This window comes from Methylobacter sp. BBA5.1 (assembly GCF_000746145.1).
GTDB lineage: Bacteria > Pseudomonadota > Gammaproteobacteria > Methylococcales > Methylomonadaceae > Methylobacter > Methylobacter marinus.
The window spans coordinates 34,201-53,078 of record NZ_JQKS01000001.1 but is presented as its reverse complement, the minus strand read 5'-3'; the positions used below and the strand labels follow the sequence as shown (position 1 = coordinate 53,078).

The window sequence follows — 18,878 nt, the reverse complement described above, 5'->3', positions numbered from 1 at the left end:
TTTACTAAAAATATGATGCTTTTTTTATTGCGTCACTCCAGTTGGCTGCTGGTCTTGTCGATAATCGCCGGTGTGTTCAGCGGCATAGTCGGCGCCGGTCTGATTGCCGTGATCAACATGGCTTTGAATAACGGGCAGGAGGCTTTAACCCAACTGGGTTGGCTGTTTGCCGGTTTGTGCATGCTGCTGGTGCTGGCCCGAATGATTTCGGCTTTTTTATTGATGCGCCTTGGTCAAAAGGTGATTTTCGATTTGCGGATGAAACTGAGTAAGCAGATTTTACGCGCCTCGTTTAAGCGTTTGCAGGCCATTGGACCGGCGCGAATATTGGCCTGTCTGACACAGGATGTCGCCACGTTGGCGGAAGCATTTCGATGGTTGCCAATACTCTGCGTGAATGCAGCTATTGTGGCCGGCTGTCTGCTGTATTTGGGGTGGTTGTCCGGCGTATTGTTGGTTCTTGTGCTATTGGCGATAGTGATGGGAGTGTGTGGTTTTCGGCTAATAGAAAACCGGGCGCTGCATGGGTTGAAAATGGCGAGGGAGTCTGACGATAGGTTGTACACGCATTTTCGCAGTCTGACGCAAGGGATGAAAGAACTGAAATTACATGAACTACGACGCAACGCCTTTATTTCCGAATATCTGGAAGTTGCCGCCTTAGACTATCGGCTGCATTATTTAAAAGGTAGCGGTTTCTATATTCTGGCCGGAAATTGGGGCAACTGTTTGTTTTACCTAATCATCGGCGCAGTGCTTTTTTTACTGCCCAATGCTCAGGAAGCGACTGCCCGATTAGCGGCAATTGCCGGGTTGAACCTGGCAGGACGGGCAATTTGGTTTGAAATGACGCCTGAGATTATACGCGGTTATTGTTTGACCATCCTGTACATGATGACTCCATTAACGGCATTAATGGACGGCTTGCCCGTTTTTGCCAATGGAGCTATCGCATTAAAAAAAATCGAAGCACTAGGCTGTGATGCCAGCGAACCTGAATCGGCAAAGTCAAATGACGCCCTGCCGTTTGCGCATCCGGCGGTTTTGCAGCTCAGCTCTGTAACGCATCGTTACCACCGTGAAGATGAGGACCGTGCTTTTACCTTAGGCCCGCTCGATCTGACCTTGCAACCCGGTGAGCTGGTTTTTCTTACCGGCGGCAACGGCAGCGGCAAAACCACATTGGCGCTATTATTGGTCGGTCTTTATGCGCCGGAGCAAGGCGACATCCGATTGGGCGGACAGCGCATCACCGACGCCAATCGGGAAACTTACCGACAGCAATTTTCAGCGGTTTTTTCTGATTTCTATTTGTTCGATAGCCTGCTCGGCTTTGCCGGCAAAGAGTTGGACGCCGAAGCGCGCATTTATCTGGCGCGTTTGCAATTGGATCATAAAGTCCGGATCGAAAACGGCGAGTTTTCGACATTGGATTTGTCGCAAGGCCAGCGCAAGCGGCTGGCGCTATTGGTTGCCTATCTGGAGGATCGGCCTTTTTATCTGTTCGATGAATGGGCGGCTGATCAGGATCCGGTATTCAAGAAAATTTTCTATACAGAAATATTGCCCGCGCTGAAAGCCAAGGGCAAGACTGTGGCGGTGATTTTACATGATGACAATTATTTTCATGTGGCCGATCGATGTTTGAAAATCGAGGACGGGATGCTCTGTGAAATTGCAAATAGTGCAAATAGTGCAAATGGTTCCCACGCTTTGCGTGGGAACCCAGCCAAGGATGCTCTGCGTCCCGAACCGCTGGAGCGGTTCAGGATGCATTCCCACGCAGAGCGTGGGAACGATAAGAAGTAGCAAAGAAGACACGCACTCAGTTGAATTTGTCGATGGCATGATTACGGGACCCGGAAGTTCATGAGAGTGATAATTGAAAAATAATGTGGAGATGTCGCTATGGTGCAAGAAGTTATTCAACCTGAAATGAGTTACGCTTTCGATGGAGAGCCCTTATTACAGCCGTTTATCGATGAAGAAACGGTTGTTATTGAAGCTCAGGGCAACGACTATTACCTGGATCGGCAGTCGGGGTTCGAGTCTAGCGCTCGAAGTTATCCTCGCCGTCTTCCTATCGCTATTCGCCGGGCGGAGGGTGTGTTTGTTGACGATATGGATGGCCGTCGTTATATCGACTGCCTGGCGGGAGCGGGGGCGTTGGCGTTAGGTCATCATCACCCAGTAGTCGTGGAGGCGATTAGGCGGACCTTGGCGGATGGCGTGCCTTTCCAAACGTTGGATCTGACGACGCCGGTTAAAGACCGGTTTGTCGAGGCGTTATTTTCCAGTTTGCCTAAGGCGTTCGCCGATCAGGCCCGCATTCAGTTTTGCGGCCCGTCCGGTGCCGATGCGATTGAAGCCGCCGTTAAACTGGTGAAGACGGCTACCGGGCGGCGATCGATCCTGGCTTTTCACGGCGCCTACCACGGCATGACGCACGGTGCATTAGGGTTGACCGGCGAAATCGGTCCTAAACTGCACGTATCCGGGTTGATGCCGGATGTGCATTTTCTGCCTTTTCCGTATCTTTACCGATGCCCTTTCAGCTTGGGCGGCGAAGTCGGCTGGCGCTCATCGCTAGCCTATATCGAACGGCTCCTGGATGACAGCAACAGCGGTATTACGCCGCCGGCCGCAATGATTTTGGAAGCGGTGCAGGGGGAGGGCGGCGTTATTCCCGCGCCGGATGAATGGCTGCGGGAAATCCGCCGAATGACCCGGAAGCGGGGCATTCCGTTGATTATCGATGAAGTACAGACCGGTATCGGGCGGACCGGACGCATGTATGCTTTCGAGCATTCCGGTATTCAGCCGGACGTTCTGGTGCTCTCGAAAGCCATAGGCGGCGGATTGCCGTTGAGCGCCGTGGTATACCATAAGGAATTGGATCGCTGGCAACCCGGCGCTCATGCAGGTACCTTTCGCGGCAATCAGCTTGCGATGGCCGCAGGGACCGCGACACTTCAGTACGTAAAAGAGCATAGGTTGGATCTCCATGCCCATGAAATGGGCGAACGGTTGATGGCTATTCTTCGAAATATTCAAAAAGATAAACCGCAAATCGGCGATGTGAGAGGGCGCGGGCTGATGATTGGCATCGAGATAGTCAATCCGGTTGACTCGCCGGATGCGCTAGGCGTCTATCCGCCCAATCGGAAATTGGCTTGCCGCATTCAGACCGAATGTTTGAAGCGGGGGGTAATTGTGGAGTTGGGAGGACGCCAAGGCAGCGTGGTCCGAGTTTTACCGCCCTTGATTGTGACGACCGATGAAATCGATCAAATCGGTACTATTTTTGCCGAAGCTGTTCGGGTATCGATTGTTACATAACCGAGAATACTTTTGGGGGGGGCTGACCTTACATCCGCCAAAACCTTGCCGATAAGCGTAACCCGAGGCCCGCAAGCACGTACTGCACGGCAAGGTTTTACCTGGCTGGACGGCCATCGGCAAGCATCTGGCCAGCGCCTTAAATATCGCGGCAATCCTGCGGAAGTACTCGAACAATCCTTACTGGCGCATAGAATAATCATGGCCTTTAAACCGCAATCAGATAACGAAGACGCTATGAGTGAAATCAACGTCACGCCGCTGGTCGATGTGATGTTGGTATTGCTGATTATCCTGTTGGTGACCGCTCCGCTATTGACGCAATCCGTGCATGTGACCCTGCCCAAAACCGCCGAGACTACAGCTGATGTGGAAAAGCAGCCGTTGCAACTGGGTATCGACGAGCAAGGGATGATTATCCTGAATAAATTTCCGATGGCCGATCTCACTGCATTAGAAACAGCTTTGAAGGATGAACTTGCGAAAAATCCGGAAGCCGCTTTGCATTTATACGCCGATCAAGCCGTGGTTTATGCCAAGGTGGCTGAAGTCATGGCGACTGTTCAGCATGCGGGACTCACAAAAATAGCTTTCGTGACGGTGGAACAGTAGTCTGCATGTTTTACGGAAAGCCTATACGCCTGCCAAAGCAAATGCTGGATATGCGTTATGCCTGCACCCCAGTATGGAGCTATGTTCGCGTGGACTGTGAGAATGATAAAAATATAAAGATGAGTTCATTTGTCCAATGGGCGATTAAGATCACCTCCACAACTGTTATAGGATACGAACTGCGTACCTTTGTTAGGCTTGGGATAGAAAAACGGTACGCGATGCGTACCAGACTGTGAAAGTATTCAGAATTTCTCTCTTCAATGTCTATATGTTGTTATATGCAAATATCAAATACACAATATATTGTGATAAAAATTTCAAAAAACGAATACTTTCACAGTCTCGTACCTTACATGATTTATTCGGCATCTGTCCTCATTCATAGGTCGACGGGCAAGCATGAGTAAAAAGACAAGCATCTCAGCCTTGTTGACGGCATTGCTTCTGAACGCATGCAGCGGCACACCGGAGCGCCATTCCACCGATGTGGGGGTTTCGGTGCCATCCCATTGGAGCACGGCCGGTGGCCCCAAGGGTCCGGTAGCCGAACAATGGCTGAGGGATTTCAATGATCCGGCGCTGTCCGGCCTGGTCAGGGAAGCCTTGTCCGGCAATTACGATCTGAAGGCGGCGGCGGCGCGCGTGAAGGCCGCGCGCGAGCAGTCGCTGATCGAAGGGGCCGCACGCTGGCCGCAGCTGTTCTTCATAACGGGCATCAACCGCGAGAAGGATTTCGAGACCCCTGAATCCGGTTCGTTCGACGCCCTGTTCAACCTGAGCTGGGAAATCGATGTCTGGGGCCGCATCCGCGCGGCGCAGCGGGCGGCCGAGCAGGAAGCCGATGCTACGCAGGCCGACTTTGACGGCGCCCGCCTGTCGCTGGCCGCGCGCACGGCCCAGACTTATTTCGAACTGGCCGAGGCGCGCCAGCAGGCCGACGTGGCGGCGCAGTCGATCCGCGACCGCCAGACCATCGTCGAACTGGTGCGCGGGCGGTTCGCGCGGGGCCTGACGCGCGGCCTGGATTTGCGTCTGGCGCTGACCGATCTGGCGAATGCCGAAGCGCAGCTGGCGCAGGCGCGCAATCAGGTGCAAAACAGCGCGAAGCAGTTGGAATTGCTGCTGGGGCGCTATCCGGGCGGCTTATTGAAGGAAAATTCAAATCTGCCGGCGCCGCCGGCCGCAATACCGGCAGGACTGCCATCCGAGTTGCTGGAGCGGCGGCCCGACATCATCGCCGCTTTCGCGCGGCTGCGGGCGATGGATTATCGCGTGGAAAGCGCGAAAAAAGCGCTGTTGCCGCGAATCACGCTGTCCGCGAACGGCGGCGCCAGCAGTCCGGCCCTGACTGAGCTGATCGACCCGCGCGCTGCGGCCTGGAACTTTGCCCTGGGACTGGCGCAGCCCTTGTTTACCGGCGGCCGCCTGAAAGGCGATATCCGGCTGAACGAGGCGCTCACGGACGAGGCGCTGAATCGGTACTGCGGCACGGCGCTGAACGCGTTCCGCGAAGTGGAGCAGGCGCTGGCGGCCGAGCGCTGGCTGCGGGAACAGGAGCAGGCGCTCAAGGAAGCCGTCGAACAGACGGAGGCCAGCCGCAAGCTCGCCGTGTATTCGTATCGCCAGGGGCTGATCGAGATTCTGACCCTGCTCGACAGCTATCGCAGCACCCTGAATGCGCAGAGCGCCTATCTGGCAGTCAGGCGGCAACTGCTCAGCAACCGCATTAACCTGTATCTGGCGTTGGGGGGCGGCATTTGATGAGGTCGACAAAATTTCTGAAAATCCTGCTGCCCGTCGTGGTGCTGGCCATAGGCATCGCATCGGCCTGGGGCATCGTCGCTTACAAGCCATCCCTGGAACAGCAGCCAGCCAAGATTGAACCGCCGCGGGTCACTGTCATCCGGGCCGAGCCGCAGACAGTACGGCTGAATATTGACTCCCAAGGCGTCGTCAGGCCCCGAATGGAGATCGATCTGGTGCCGGAAGTGGCCGGCAAGATCGATCAGCTGAATCCGGTTTTTTTCACCGGCGGCGCCTTCGCCAAGGATGAGCTGTTGGCCGCCATCGATCCGCGCGATTACGATCTTGCGATCGCGGAAGCCGAGGCGCGGATCGCCGAAGCCCGGCGACAACTGGCGATGGAAGAGGCCCAGGCCGAGCAGGCGCATGACGAATGGCGCGCCTTGGGCGACGGGCAGCCCACGCCGCTGGCCATGCGCGAACCGCAGCTGGCGGAAGCGCGCGCCAAGCTCAAGGCGGCCGAGGCCGACCGGGCCAAGGCGCGCCTCAGACGCAGCCGATGCGAATTGCGCGCGCCGTTCGCCGGCATCGTGCATGCCCGGCATATGGGCGTAGGCCAGTATGTCCAGCCCGGCGAAAAGCTCGCGCACCTGTATTCCACCGAGGCGGCCGAAGTCCGCCTGCCGCTGTCCACCGATCAGCTCGCCTTTCTGGACTTGCCGCTGGGCGCGGGCCGCAGCGCGCCCGCGCAACATGTCAAAGTCACCTTGACGGCCGATTTCGCCGGCGTGGCCCGAACCTGGGAAGGCCGTATTGTGCGCACGGAGGGGATGCTGGACGGGACCAACGGGCAGTTCTATGCGGTCGCGGAAGTGCCGGCCCCGTATGCGCAAAAAGACAGCCAGCCGCCGCTGCTGGCCGGCCTGTTCGTCAAGGCGGTCCTGCAGGGCAGGGAAATGCGCAACCTGTTCGTCCTACCGCCGACGGCGCTCAATGCCGCCCAAGAGGCGCTGCTGGTCGACAGCGAACAGCGCCTGCGCATTCGCCGGTTGAGTGTGATCCGCACTGAGTCGGACCGCATTCTCGTGGCTGGCGGGCTCAATGCCGGCGACCGCATCATCGTTTCGGGCGTTCAGGTGCCCGTTGAGGGCATGTTGGTCAATGTGGATCCGAATCCGCCGGCCGAACCGTCCAGGACGGCCGCCCGGTGACGGCGAACCGACCGTCTTCCGGGCTGATCGCTTGGTTCGCATCCAATCCCGTAGCGGCCAATCTGCTGATGCTGCTGATCGTCATCGGCGGCCTGTACGGCCTCAGGACCACAGACACCGAAGTGTTCCCGCACTTCAAGCCGCACCAGATCGAGGTCATGGCGCATTACCCGGGCGCCGGGCCGCTGGAAATCGAGGAGTCGGTGTGCGTGCGCATCGAAGAGGCGATTTACGATGTGCCGGGCGTCAAGCGCCTGAATACCGAAATCTGGGAAGGCCGATGCCGGGTCATGGTCTCGATACTGCCCGACCATGACAAGGAAATCATGATGAGCACGCTGCGCGGGCGCATCCAGGCGATACAGCGCTTGCCGAAGGGCATGGAGAAGATCGAGGTGCAGGAGGCTTCCCGCGCCAATGACGACGGCGTCATCTGGGTGGCGCTGCACGGGCCGACCGATCCGCTGACCTTGAAGCATGTCGGCGACCGCATACAGGAAGAGCTGGCGGCCATTCCCGGCGTCACCCGCGCGCTCAACTACAATGACATTCCCTATGAGATCGCCATCGAAGTGCCGGCCGAAAAACTGCGCCAGTATCGTTTGTCCCTGCACGATATTGCCGAGGCCGTGCGCCGGACTTCGCTGGATCTGCCGGGCGGGCTGGTCAAGACGCCGAACGGCGAGTTGTTGCTGCGGGTCAAGGGCAAGGCGTCGGATGCTGCCGCCATCGGCGCGCTGGTGCTCAGAACCGAGCCTGACGGCACGCGGCTTCGGCTCGATGCGGTTGCCCAAATCAAGGACGGCCTGGAAGAACGCCTGTCGGAATGGCATCACAACGGCGAGACCGCGCAGGGCTGGGAAATTCACGCCGAGCACGATACCGTGGCCGTCGCCAGGCGCGTCAAGGACTATATCGCCGAGATGCGGCCGAAACTGCCGGAAGGGCTGGTGCTCATCACTTGGTGGGACGATTCCCAGGCCTATGACGAGCGGGTCAGGACATTGGTCGAGGACGGCCTGAGCGGATTCGCGCTGGTCTGCATCGTGCTGACCCTGTTTCTGCGCCTGCGCGTGGCGCTGTGGGCCGGCGCCGGCATCCTGACCTCGATTTTCGGCGCGCTCTGGCTGATGCCGGCATTCGATGTCTCGCTGAACATGCTGTCGCTGTTCGGCTTTCTGCTGGCCATGGGCATACTGGTGGATGATGCCATTATCATCGGCGAGAACGTGCACGCGCATCAGATCAGCGGCGCCCATGCTTCAAGCCTGGCCGCGACGATTTTCGGCGTACGCGAGGTGGCGCTGCCGGTGGTGCTGGCGGTCATGGTGGCGCTGACGGCTTTCCTGCCGGGGCTGTTTCTGCCGGGCTGGGCCGGCCAGATGATGCGGCCGATTTGTCTGGTGATGATGCTGACGCTGATTTTTTCGCTGGTCGAAGCCATGCTGATCTTGCCCGCGCATCTGGCTCATGCATCTGTCCGCCGAGGCGCGCCTTCCCGGCTGGAGCGGCTGCGGGACTGGCTGAACGCAGGGCTGGAGCGGTTCGTAGACCGGTTCTACCGGCCGCTGCTGAACCAGGCGCTGGAATGGCGCTATCTGACCATCGCCTGCTTCATGGTGCTGCTCATGATCAGTCTGGCGCTGGTCATGAGCGACCGCGTCCGCCAGTCGCTTAATCCCGATGTCACCAAGGACAGTTTCTGGGTCAACCTGACCGTACCCCAGAGCGCGCCCTACAATGAAGTCCGCAGGCTGTCCGCGCAGGTCGAGCGGGCGCTGTTCGATCTGCGCCGGGAGCTGGACGCGCGGCAGCCCGACAAGCCCGGCGTGGTCGTCGGCCTGGAAACGCTGATCTGGGAGCATGACGCCGGATTCTGGATCGAATTTTCGGAAGAAGGCCGCAAGCGCATCGTCGTGGACGAGTTCGTGCGCCAGTGGCGCAGGCGCATCGGCGACATAGGGCGCGCCAAGATCGATTTTCTGTACAAGGAAGGCGATGTGCCTTACGACATCGAGCTGGATCTGGGGGCCGCCGATCCCGATAGGCTGGCGCCTGCCGCCGAGCAGCTCAAGAGCCGGCTTGCCGCTTATCCGGGCGTTTACGACGTCGTCGACTCAAACGAGCCGGGCAAGCCCGAAATCCGCCTGAGCCTGAAGCCGGAGGCCGAGCGCTTGGGCTTGCGCCTTGAAGATCTGGCCGAGCAGGTCCGTTACGGCTATTACGGCGAGGAAGTCCACCGCTTGCAGCGCGGCCGCAGCGAAGTCAAGGTCATGGTGCGCTATCCGCGCGAGGAGCGGCAGTCGCTGGAGAATCTGCGCGCCCTGCCGGTCAGCCTCGCCGACGGCGATTCGGCGCCGCTGGGTTCCCTGGCGACGGTGGCGCCGACGCCAGGCTACGCCAAGCTGATCCGGCAGAACCGCCACCGCGTGCTCAAAGTGCAGGCGCGGGTCGATCCCAGGCAGGCCGACGTCAACGCGATTTATGCGGCCTTGGAAGAAAGGGATCTCAAGGCGCTGAAGCAGCGTTTCCCGAGCTTGAATGTCAGCATCGGACAGGACCGCCTGGAGCAGGAAGCCATGGCCGAAACGCTGGGCCTCAACACCCTTATCGCGCTGGTCGTGATTTACGCCCTGATCGCCGTGCCGTTCCGGTCTTACCTGAAGCCGCTGATATTTTTGCTGGCCGCGCCCGTGGCCTGGTGCGGCGCGGTGCTGGCGCACTGGCTGGCCGGTTTGCCGCTGTCCATGGAATCCTTGGTCGGCATGATCGCGGCCAGCGGCGTGGTCGTGAACGACAGCCTGGTGTTGCTCGATTACATCCGGGAACGCGGCGATTCCGGACTGCCGGTAGCCGACCTGATCAGCGAGGCCTGCACGGCACGTTTTCGGCCGATTCTGCTGGCGTTCCTGACCAACTTTGCGGGCTTTCTGCCCACGCTGCTGGAAACCAGTCCCCAGGCCCAGTTCCTGATTCCGATGACATTGTCCCTGTCGGCCGGCCTGCTGCTAGGCATGGCGGCCAGCCTGATCTTGACGCCGGTCTGTTATGCCGTGCTGGGGCGAAAATGAGGCTTAGGAACGCGCATAAAATAACTTCCTCAAGTGTGCGGATGAATTTCCGGTGTAGGTGCGAATTCATTCGCACTGTGCGAATAAATTCGCACCTACAATTCCCTGATTTATTCCATGCCCATTACTTAGTTAGTAGTGATCGTTTCTGGTAAGTTATACGCTCAATCAACATCGCTTAAACCACCTGCATGATCGTGCGCCCCTGGTTTCCGCGCCCCCCGAGTTATGTGGCTTATGTTCAACGTTTGAATCGGGTGACCGAGGTGTTTGCGCCTTTGCTGGAAACCATACAACAAGAGCAGGCGCCTGCAAGCCATCATCAAGCCTGGCTGATCGATTCCTTTCCCGTGGCCTTGGTCAAACAGGGGCATCGTTTTAAAGCTCGTGTTGCGAAAGAGCTGGCGGACTCAAGCTATCGTGCCACCAAGAAGCTGTACTATTATGGCGTGCGTGTGCATGTGATCGGCAGCCGTCAACCGGGCAGCTTGCCGGCACCTGAATATATTGGGATGAGGGGCGCCAGCATTCATGATGGCAAGGTGCTGGATCAGATTCGTCCGTACGTGCATGACCAGGATCTGTACGGCGATAAAGCTTATCAGCGGCCCGATGCCGATGCCGTCAGGCAGACCCAGAATCTGACTATCCTGACACCGGTTAAAAAACAAAAAGGGCAACACTATCTGGAGCCGCAGGATCAATGGCTGTCCACCGCGGTTTCTCGCGTTCGCCAGCCGATTGAAGCTTTATTTGCCTGGATTGAAGAAAAAACAGGTATCGAATGTGTCAGTAAAGTACGCTCTTACAATGGACTGATGGTGCACGTCTTCGGCAAGCTCGCGGCGGCTCTGTTTTTCTGGAATTTTTTACGAACCAGCTCTTAATTCACATTTAACATTAGATCAATGAAGGAACAATTCTCTTATGCGCCACTCAGTAGTTATTGCCGCCGCTTGGATGGCTGGTGCGTTGATCTCGTTTTCCGCAATGGCCGTGGCGGTACGCGAGCTCTCAGCTGATTTTGGCACGTTCCAGCTTCTAGCCATCCGCAGCTTTATCGGTTTGCTAGTTATCTCGGCCATACTCACAAGAGTGGGCTGGACGCAGGTCTCAGTGCGGAATATAAAAACGCATTTTGCTCGTAACCTTGTTCACTTCGGTGGGCAGTTCGGTTGGTTCTATGCTATTGCCCTTATTCCACTGGCCGCGGTGTTTGCCATTGAGTTCACCGTGCCGCTTTGGACAATGATATTTGCGGCGCTTCTTCTGAATGAGCGCATCAGCGCGACTCGGCTGCTAGCCATTGCCCTTGGCATAACCGGCGTCGTCGTTATCCTCCGCCCCGGTTGGTCTGTGGTGCATCCAGCCGCCTTTGTCATGCTGTCCGGCGCCTTTGCGTATGGTCTTTCTCATACGCTGACTAAGAAACTGGCAGAGCAGGACACGCCGCTATGCATCCTCTTTTACATGATGATGATTCAACTTCCTCTGGGTTTAGTCCCTGCAGTCTTTAATTGGGTCACTCCCGCAGCAGCGCAGTGGCCCTGGTTGATTGTGGTCGGCATTACGGGCTCAGCGCGCACTACTGTATGGTGCGAGCTCTTTCCTTGGCAGATGCATCGGTGGTGGTGCCCTTGGATTTTCTCCGGTTGCCACTTATAGCGCTCGTCGGCTATGCACTTTACAGCGAGCGCGTGGATGAGTTTTTGGTTTTGGGTGCTGGCTTGATAATGGCAGGCAACTTAATTAACCTGCTTTGGGAGCAGAAGAGAAATCAGTCTTTGCAACTCGTCCAGCAGGTAAACACCAATTCTGACACTAGGCCAAGCCGGCGTTGGACATTTCGGTAAATGCCCAGGATCTGCGTCATATTTGATTTGGACGGTACGCTCGTCGATAGCGAGGGACTGTGCAATCAAGCATTTCTCGATCTGCTTCCGCAGTTGAACGAGACGGTGGCGGCATTGACCCGACGGAACCGGGGCAAAAAATTGGCTCAAATTCTTGCCGATCTTGAGCGCCGTCTCTGCCAGACATTGCCTGATACTTTTGAACAACAGTATCGCCAGCGTGTGGCGGAACTCTTCTCTCATGAACTGAAGCCGATGCCCGGCGTTCTTGAAATGCTCGATGTCATGAACTTCCCTAAGTGCATCGCCTCAAGCGGGCCGCCATTGAAAATCCGTCAGGCGCTGCAAGTCAGCGGCCTCGCACCTTATTTTGGCGATAATCTCTTCAGTTCGTATGAAATGGGTTCTTGGAAGCCGGAGCCTGGGTTATTCCAATATGCCGCCGAGGCGATGGGGTTTATGCCTGGCCAATGCGCGGTGATAGAAGATAGTGATGTGGGGATTGAGGCGGCCGCAGCAGCCGGCATGAGAGCATTCCGGTATGTGCGAAATGGCGAAACCTCGCCGCGGAAAGCCGGAGAGACAGTGCTATTTGACGATATGCTGGAGCTGCCTGAATTGCTCGCTCACTTTGCCAAAGGCTAAATGAACAACTATCGAAGACTCAATGGGTTGCGTGTTGGCGGAATAAACTTAATTGTCGAAAAGCCGTTAACTAGAAAAAATCAATTGTTTGCAGCCTCTTTTTGGGCTAAAAACAGGCTATTCCCACTGCTTTGTTATAACTTATAGGAACCGGAATGAGTACACACGCAACTTCCCAAAGAATCACCATTCCCCAGATTAGATCGACAAAGGGAAGAGGGCGGCTTGTCTCTCTTACAGCGTACACAACGCCGATGGCGAAACTAATGGATGAGCTCGTGGATATCATTATCGTAGGGGATTCCACGGGAATGGTTGCGTATGGCATGGATTCAACCTTGCCGGTTACGCTTGACATGATGATCAATCACGGGAAGGCCGTCACTCGCGGGGCATCTCGCGCTTGTGTCATTATCGATATGCCCTTTTCAACATATCAGGAATCTCCTCAACAGGCTTATCGAAACGCTGCTAAAGTAATGGCGGAGACTGGCGCTCAAGGCCTTAAGTTAGAGGGCGGTATTGAAATGCTGGAAACCGTCGACTTCCTTACCAGTCGTGGTATTCCGGTAATGCCTCATATCGGCCTAATGCCCCAATACGTCAATGCCATGGGGGGATTCAAGTTTCAAGGACGTACACCAGACGAGATAGAACGACTTGTCGCGCTTTCGTTGGAACTCGAAAAGTGCAACGCATTCAGTCTCCTGATAGAAGGGACATGTGAGGAAGCGGCACGGAAAATCACTAATTCTGTAAAAATTCCAACCATTGGTATTGGAGCTTCGCCCGAATGCGATGGTCAAGTATTGGTAACTGAAGATGCTCTAGGTCTATTCTCTGACTACACCCCGCGATTCGCGAAACAGTACATCGACTTGAGTGCATTGATACGGGAATCGTTCGCGAGATTCGAGGATGATGTTCGCTCCGGTGCCTTTCCGACATTGGAACACTGCTTTGATGTTGCCAATAAGTCATAATTCCCCATTTCACCAGACCAACGGGAAAGCCGGGCAGGCCAGTGTATTTCAGGCATTAGATTAACCAAAGGAACGTAGGATAATATCGATGAATCGCAAGGACATAGGACTGGCCGTCTTGGTAGTGGCCATTTGGGGATTCAACTTCGTCGTTATTAAAGTGGGTCTGAAAGAAATTCCGCCCATTCTGCTTTGCGCGCTCAGATTCTTTCTCTCCGCGTTCCCAGCGGTCTTTTTTATCAAACGTCCCGCCGTACCTTTCCGTAGCGTTATGGCCTTCGGACTGGTGATGTTCGCCTCTCAGTTCGCGCTGCTGTTTTCCGGCATGTATGCCGGAACAACAGCCGGCATGGCGTCTTTAGTGCTTCAGGTTCATGTGTTTTTCACGGTTGCATTGGCTGTCGTATTTCTGGCTGAACAGCCCTCTGTCTGGCAGATCATTGGCGCCTTGACGGCATTCTCGGGCATCGGGCTGGTTGCCGCCCATACAGGCGGCGAAATCTCGGCGCTGGGCCTGATTTTAATCGTTGCTGCCGCTGCCTCATGGGGCATAGGCAACCTGATTGCCAAGAAGCTCGGTAAAGTCGATATGCTGGCACTGGTGGTTTGGGGAAGCCTGGTTGCCTGGCCGCCGCTTTTGCTGCTGTCGTATCTACTGGAGCAAGACAGCTGGAGCCTTGAAGGCATGGCTTATCTTTCATGGCCCACTATCGGGGCAGTCGGCTATATCACCTATCTGTCAACTCTGCTGGGTTTCGCCGTGTGGAGCTGGCTGCTGAGTCACTATCCCGCGGCGACAGTGGCGCCGTTTACGTTGCTGGTGCCGGTATTCGGCTTTACGAGTTCAGCGCTGGCCTTGGGGGAGCCGCTGTATCCGTGGAAGCTAGCCGCCGCCGTTCTGATTATCGCTGGGCTGTGCATCAATCTGGCTGGCGCTCGTATCGCCATGCGCCTCCGTCCGGCATGAGCAACCTGGTACCGGAACCGTCCGAGAAGCCGTATTGGCCAAGTTTGAACAATCAGTTCATGGAAAATCAAATACATATGATCCCGCTTTTGGCTGGCGGGTTTTTCTACCACATCATCAGACCACTCAAAGGAGTTGAACGTAATGCGTAAATCGATAGCCCTGCTTGGTGAATATACACCGACATTTCCACCCCATGCTTCAACCGATGCGGCCATCAAGCATGTCCGAAACTTTTTGGCTATAGACATAACAGCGGAATGGATTTCAACGGAAGATATTGACCAAAGCCTGTTTGATCGCTATTCCGGCATATGGGTGGCGCCTGGCAGCCCGTACAAGAACATGGAGAAGACGCTATGGGCCATTCGCTATGCGAGGGAAAACAAGATTCCCTGTTTGGGCACTTGTGGCGGGTTTTAGCACATTGTGATTGAATACGCCCGTAATATCCTGGGCTTTAAGGAGGCGCAGCACGCCGAATACGATCCATACGCCTCAAGCCTGTTCATTTCGCAATTGGCTTGTTCACTCGCTGGCCGTGAGATGCAGCTTAATTTTGTACCGGAATCTCAAGTGAATGTAATTTACGACAGTTTGTCGGCGAAAGAGCGGTACTACTGCAATTTCGGCGTTAATCCGGATTGCATCCCTCTATTGAAGCAAGGGCCGATGATTATTTCCGGCTCAGATGCCGAGGGTGAAGTGCGCGTCATTGAGTATCCGAATCACCCCTTTTTCATTGGCACATTGTTTGTACCGCAGGAGCGCTCTACACCTGAACAGCCACATCCGCTGATTACAGCTTTCTTAGCGGCTGTAGTGAGTTATTCAGTTTAACATCCCTAGCGTTCAACATTAGCCATCAAAGACCTACATGATCACTTGCTATCTACGTTACATCATTGACCCCTACAAGCTTAAAGAGTTTGAGCATTACGGGAAGCTGTGGATTCCTCTCGTGGAAAAGTTCGGCGGAAAACATCATGGCTATTTTATGCCTTCGGAGGGTGCGAACAATGTTGCGCTGGCTCTGTTTACCTTTCCGAGTTTTGCACGCTATGAGGAATACCGAGCCCAATCGCTCCAGGACCCAGCGTGCCAAGCTGCGTTCGAATATGCCGAACAGACACGTTGTATCCTGAGTTATGACCGTAGCTTCTTCCGTCCGGTTTTTGAATGAGCTCAAACGCTATGTACCAATCCGACCGTTCGCATCGCCTTACACATCCGTTCGGCATCACGGCGTACCTCATCCATTAGTTCAGCGAAGACCAACGTTTGACATCACTAGGAGACTGAATCATGTTTGACATCCAGAACTACGCGAGCTTTATCGCAGCAATTCTTATTTTTCAGCTGATTCCTGGACCAGGCACACTGGTGATTCTCACGGCCACGGCACGCCACGGTATCGGCGCGGGATTCGGTGCCGTTATGGGTACCTTGCTCGGTGATTTCATATACATGAGCGGAGCGGTTCTCGGCCTGGCCACCGTGATGCATGCGTACCCGCTTGTGTTCGAGGCACTGCAAGGGGTTGGTGCTGTTTACTTGGGCTGGCTGGGCATTCAGTTGCTCAGGTCGCCTGCTGCCAACGTAGCGAGCACACCCCCACAGAAAAAGAGCAGCTGGCGCTATTTTCAACAGGCCTTCCTGGTCAGCCTCACCAATCCCAAAGTTATTCTGTTCTTTCTGGCCTTCTTCCCGCTGTTCCTGTGTGCGGATGCATCGTCTATTACGCTGGGTGGCCTGATGGCGCATGTTACGCTCATCAGCTTTTTGTATCAGGCAGGCCTCGTGCTCGTTGGCAACGCGTTGGCTCGCAAGCTGTCGCCATTGCCATCGGTGCGTAAAATCGCGGCCCGGCTTGCGGGCGTGGCGCTCATTGGCTTTGGCGTAAAACTGGCGGCAAATAACCGATGAAGTTAGATCCCATCCCTTATTTCACTAGATAAGCCGCTGAATTCGGCATCAAGCATTTTATTACTTACTGTTGTTACGCACGGAAGATTTTATCCCGTTTGCCGCGCCGAGCACCGCAGCTTTCGGCGAGAACAGCCCGAAGGGGCGCTGCATGGATGCAGCGCGTTGCCAAAGGGACAGGAAGTCCCTTTTGGCAACCCTCGCCGAAAGCGAGGAGCGCAAGGAAAAAGCGGCAACGGGCGGCCTTTTCTTTGGTTACTTTCTTTTGGCCGCGCAAAAGAAAGTAACTCGCCTTCGGGTGCGATAAACCCGATTCAAATAATCGTCGCGCTAGCGACACCTTGCTAAACCGATCTGAATTCAACTTACTGCGTAACATCAGTTACTTATGGCTAGAAATATTGAAATCAAAGCTCGAATTGAAAGCGTCGAATCACTGCAGTCGGTGGTAGCAAAGATCGCGGACGAAGGTCCCATCGAAATACACCAGGACGATACGTTTTTTGCTTGTCCCAACGGCAGGCTGAAACTTCGCGCTTTCTCTGAGCATGATGGGCAGCTGATTTTCTATCAGCGCCCAGACAGTGCAGGCCCCAAGGAATCTTTCTATGTCATCTCGCCGACCGCTTCCCCTGATTCAATCCGTCAGGTGTTGTCGCTGGCCTATGGCGAAATTGGACGTGTGCGCAAACACCGCACCTTATTCTTGGCAGGGCGAACGCGAATTCATTTGGATAAAGTGGACGAATTGGGAGACTTTCTGGAACTGGAAGTCGTCCTGGCTGATGGCGAACCTAACGAAGCCGGTGTATCAGTGGCTCATGAATTGCTGGAACAATTGACTATCTCCCCGCAACAGTTAGTAGAAGAGGCCTATGTGGACCTACTGGCAAAATTGCCCAATAAAGCGATCCTTTCTCCGACTTCTGTCGGCAGGTGAGTTGAAGCGCTAAATACTATAAAGAGACAATCATGAATTCCGCCATCAAAATAACTGTCGGGGCCGAAGCAGGGGCAACTACAGTAGTAACAAAGGAGCTAACCGTGCGCCACTCCCATTCAAACATGCCGGAGGTCTATGCGACTCCCTGCATGATCCACTTGATGGAAATCGCGGCAAGTAACGCCGTCCAGCCTTACCTGCCAGCCGGGTGGGTCTCTGTTGGCGTCGACGTCAATATACGTCACTTGGCGCCTACGCCAGTTGGCCGCACCGTTACCGCATATGCTAGAGTTACCAAAGTCACGCACAAGCTAATTGAGTTCGAAGTGCTGGCGCACGACGGCAAAAATCTAATTGGGAAAGGTACACATTCCCGTGCACCAGTCAACCTTGCGCGCTTCGAACAAACCCTTTCAGGTCTCTCTGCATAAACGTAGCATATAATCCTATGGCCAAACGGAACTGTGCGAAAAGCCACGCAGCTCAGTTAGCCTCACCTTAGGATTTGGCTAAAAATGACTTCCTGAAATCAGAATCTTGCATAGGATATGCTGACCAAAAGTAGGCGTTCCAGGCGGCGAAGCGAAGCGCATCGCTCGCGAACGATACCCTAAAGGGCACAAGTGCGCCTCCTGTCGTCGGCACATCCTATGTTTAAACAGGGACATTATTGACGACCAAATCCTTAGCAATGTCAAGATGGAATAAATGACATTGAATCGGTTTGTTTTTATAAATATTTCTATACGCGCAGGCAATAAAATAACACCGAGATCGGCAAATCAGTATGCCATTTTATAGTGTTGTGCCCAGGTATCGTTCAATTACTCCAGTCGTTGTCAATCCTCTTTGTGCAATCGGCTCTCGAGCTCTTCCCAGCAAGCAAGAAGATCGATTCGGGAAATGATGCCAACCAGTTTTCCCGCTTCCACTACCGGCAGTGAGGTCACCTGATACTCCACCATCAGCCGGGCGGCTTCGAACAAGCGCATGTCTGGTTCAACGCTGTACACATCCTTACTCATTATCTCAGCAGCCGTACGGCCCTCGGCTTTGCCGGGCTGAGGATCTTTAGGGGCAAAATAGGAAATCCAGAAATTCTCCTTCCAGATGGATTCGCGCGGTTTGAGCCGTTCGTCTAGTCCTCGGTCAATTAGATCCTCGGCTGTGACGATACCGAGCAACAAGCCTTCGACATCAACGACGGGAACGCCATTGATGCGATTGGCTATCAGTAGGTCCGCCACCTCTTTAACCGGCGTTTCCGGCTGAACGGTAATGGGTTTGGGGGTCATAAAGTCTCGGATTAACATGAGCAGTTTCCTCGGCTTGTAAATTGATGAGCCTGCGTAGCAGTGTATACGCCTGCCGGCTCTCTCGTAACAGCGGCCCAACCGGATAGTGCCGGGCATAGCGTCGATTTCACTCAATTCATATAGCATGCTGGCTCAGCGATAACGGTTGGCCTCTGACGCGGCGTCACTTATGCAAGATGCTCCAGGTCCAAGGCCCCACTTCACGGTGATAAACGCCGATTGCATCTAACAGCGACAAGGTTTGTCCGGTGGGGGCGGCATTCATT

18 protein-coding genes are annotated in these 18,878 nt (G+C 55.1%); 17 read left to right on the top strand and 1 reads right to left on the bottom strand.

Annotation, left to right across the window (positions count from 1 at the left end):
* The first annotated feature begins 12 nt into the window (after positions 1-12).
* From EK22_RS00250 to EK22_RS00165, 17 genes are all read left to right on the top strand, one after another.
* On the top strand, positions 13-1,809 hold the full coding sequence (locus tag EK22_RS00250) for a cyclic peptide export ABC transporter (RefSeq protein WP_235209185.1): 1,797 nt from the start codon (positions 13-15) through the stop codon (positions 1,807-1,809).
* Positions 1,810-1,908: 99 nt separating this feature from the next.
* Positions 1,909-3,339: a diaminobutyrate--2-oxoglutarate transaminase gene (locus tag EK22_RS00245; protein ID WP_152564961.1), complete on the top strand. Its 1,431-nt coding sequence runs from the start codon at positions 1,909-1,911 to the stop codon at positions 3,337-3,339.
* Between the two features lie 201 nt (positions 3,340-3,540).
* Positions 3,541-3,951: an ExbD/TolR family protein gene (locus EK22_RS00240; RefSeq protein WP_036247142.1), complete on the top strand. Its 411-nt coding sequence runs from the start codon at positions 3,541-3,543 to the stop codon at positions 3,949-3,951.
* Between the two features lie 402 nt (positions 3,952-4,353).
* Positions 4,354-5,715 carry an efflux transporter outer membrane subunit gene (locus EK22_RS00230; protein WP_036246942.1) on the top strand — a complete coding sequence of 454 codons (1,362 nt, stop codon included), beginning with the start codon at positions 4,354-4,356 and terminating at the stop codon, positions 5,713-5,715.
* Complete coding sequence (locus tag EK22_RS00225) at positions 5,715-6,908, top strand: efflux RND transporter periplasmic adaptor subunit (protein WP_036246940.1); 1,194 nt, start codon at positions 5,715-5,717, stop codon at positions 6,906-6,908. Before EK22_RS00230 ends, EK22_RS00225 begins: the two co-directional genes overlap by 1 nt.
* Entirely contained in the window at positions 6,905-9,979 is a 3,075-nt protein-coding gene (locus tag EK22_RS00220; protein ID WP_036246938.1) for an efflux RND transporter permease subunit, read from the top strand. Before EK22_RS00225 ends, EK22_RS00220 begins: the two co-directional genes overlap by 4 nt.
* A 230-nt stretch (positions 9,980-10,209) precedes the next feature.
* Positions 10,210-10,866, top strand: coding sequence for a transposase (locus EK22_RS00215; protein ID WP_235209184.1), 657 nt, complete (start codon positions 10,210-10,212; stop codon positions 10,864-10,866).
* Positions 10,867-10,906: 40 nt separating this feature from the next.
* Positions 10,907-11,644 carry a DMT family transporter gene (locus tag EK22_RS00210; RefSeq protein ID WP_235209183.1) on the top strand — a complete coding sequence of 246 codons (738 nt, stop codon included), beginning with the start codon at positions 10,907-10,909 and terminating at the stop codon, positions 11,642-11,644.
* Between the two features lie 215 nt (positions 11,645-11,859).
* Positions 11,860-12,477 carry an HAD-IA family hydrolase gene (locus EK22_RS00205; protein WP_235209182.1) on the top strand — a complete coding sequence of 206 codons (618 nt, stop codon included), beginning with the start codon at positions 11,860-11,862 and terminating at the stop codon, positions 12,475-12,477.
* A 155-nt stretch (positions 12,478-12,632) separates the two neighbouring features.
* Positions 12,633-13,460, top strand: a complete 828-nt coding sequence (gene panB, locus EK22_RS00200) for a 3-methyl-2-oxobutanoate hydroxymethyltransferase (RefSeq protein WP_036246933.1) — start codon at positions 12,633-12,635, stop codon at positions 13,458-13,460.
* Between the two features lie 88 nt (positions 13,461-13,548).
* Positions 13,549-14,427: an EamA family transporter gene (locus EK22_RS00195; RefSeq protein ID WP_036246931.1), complete on the top strand. Its 879-nt coding sequence runs from the start codon at positions 13,549-13,551 to the stop codon at positions 14,425-14,427.
* Between the two features lie 144 nt (positions 14,428-14,571).
* Positions 14,572-14,850: a glutamine amidotransferase-related protein gene (locus EK22_RS25100; protein ID WP_235209181.1), complete on the top strand. Its 279-nt coding sequence runs from the start codon at positions 14,572-14,574 to the stop codon at positions 14,848-14,850.
* A gap of 6 nt (positions 14,851-14,856) precedes the next feature.
* Entirely contained in the window at positions 14,857-15,267 is a 411-nt protein-coding gene (locus EK22_RS25095; protein WP_235209180.1) for a CTP synthase, read from the top strand.
* A 37-nt stretch (positions 15,268-15,304) separates the two neighbouring features.
* Positions 15,305-15,610 carry an NIPSNAP family protein gene (locus tag EK22_RS00185; protein WP_020157056.1) on the top strand — a complete coding sequence of 102 codons (306 nt, stop codon included), beginning with the start codon at positions 15,305-15,307 and terminating at the stop codon, positions 15,608-15,610.
* 122 nt (positions 15,611-15,732) lie between these two features.
* Positions 15,733-16,353, top strand: coding sequence for a LysE family translocator (locus EK22_RS00180; protein WP_036246929.1), 621 nt, complete (start codon positions 15,733-15,735; stop codon positions 16,351-16,353).
* A gap of 388 nt (positions 16,354-16,741) precedes the next feature.
* Positions 16,742-17,293, top strand: a complete 552-nt coding sequence (locus EK22_RS00170; RefSeq protein WP_036246926.1) for a class IV adenylate cyclase — start codon at positions 16,742-16,744, stop codon at positions 17,291-17,293.
* Between the two features lie 32 nt (positions 17,294-17,325).
* A complete protein-coding gene (locus tag EK22_RS00165) occupies positions 17,326-17,727 on the top strand; it encodes a thioesterase family protein (RefSeq protein ID WP_036246924.1) in 402 nt (133 codons plus the stop codon).
* Positions 17,728-18,135: 408 nt separating this feature from the next.
* Here EK22_RS00165 and EK22_RS00160 read toward each other — a convergent pair whose 3' ends face one another.
* Entirely contained in the window at positions 18,136-18,609 is a 474-nt protein-coding gene (locus EK22_RS00160) for a CBS domain-containing protein (protein WP_036247140.1), read from the bottom strand.
* Positions 18,610-18,878 lie beyond the last annotated feature (269 nt).

Coding starts and splice junctions, on each gene's coding strand:
- EK22_RS00250 (WP_235209185.1), top strand. CDS start 13: ATGATGCTTTTTTTATTGCGTCACTCCAGTTGGCTGCTGGTCTTGTCG.
- EK22_RS00245 (WP_152564961.1), top strand. CDS start 1,909: ATGGTGCAAGAAGTTATTCAACCTGAAATGAGTTACGCTTTCGATGGA.
- EK22_RS00240 (WP_036247142.1), top strand. CDS start 3,541: ATGGCCTTTAAACCGCAATCAGATAACGAAGACGCTATGAGTGAAATC.
- EK22_RS00230 (WP_036246942.1), top strand. CDS start 4,354: ATGAGTAAAAAGACAAGCATCTCAGCCTTGTTGACGGCATTGCTTCTG.
- EK22_RS00225 (WP_036246940.1), top strand. CDS start 5,715: ATGAGGTCGACAAAATTTCTGAAAATCCTGCTGCCCGTCGTGGTGCTG.
- EK22_RS00210 (WP_235209183.1), top strand. CDS start 10,907: ATGCGCCACTCAGTAGTTATTGCCGCCGCTTGGATGGCTGGTGCGTTG.
- panB (WP_036246933.1), top strand. CDS start 12,633: ATGAGTACACACGCAACTTCCCAAAGAATCACCATTCCCCAGATTAGA.
- EK22_RS00195 (WP_036246931.1), top strand. CDS start 13,549: ATGAATCGCAAGGACATAGGACTGGCCGTCTTGGTAGTGGCCATTTGG.
- EK22_RS25100 (WP_235209181.1), top strand. CDS start 14,572: ATGCGTAAATCGATAGCCCTGCTTGGTGAATATACACCGACATTTCCA.
- EK22_RS00185 (WP_020157056.1), top strand. CDS start 15,305: ATGATCACTTGCTATCTACGTTACATCATTGACCCCTACAAGCTTAAA.
- EK22_RS00180 (WP_036246929.1), top strand. CDS start 15,733: ATGTTTGACATCCAGAACTACGCGAGCTTTATCGCAGCAATTCTTATT.
- EK22_RS00170 (WP_036246926.1), top strand. CDS start 16,742: ATGGCTAGAAATATTGAAATCAAAGCTCGAATTGAAAGCGTCGAATCA.
- EK22_RS00165 (WP_036246924.1), top strand. CDS start 17,326: ATGAATTCCGCCATCAAAATAACTGTCGGGGCCGAAGCAGGGGCAACT.
- EK22_RS00160 (WP_036247140.1), bottom strand. CDS start 18,609: ATGTTAATCCGAGACTTTATGACCCCCAAACCCATTACCGTTCAGCCG.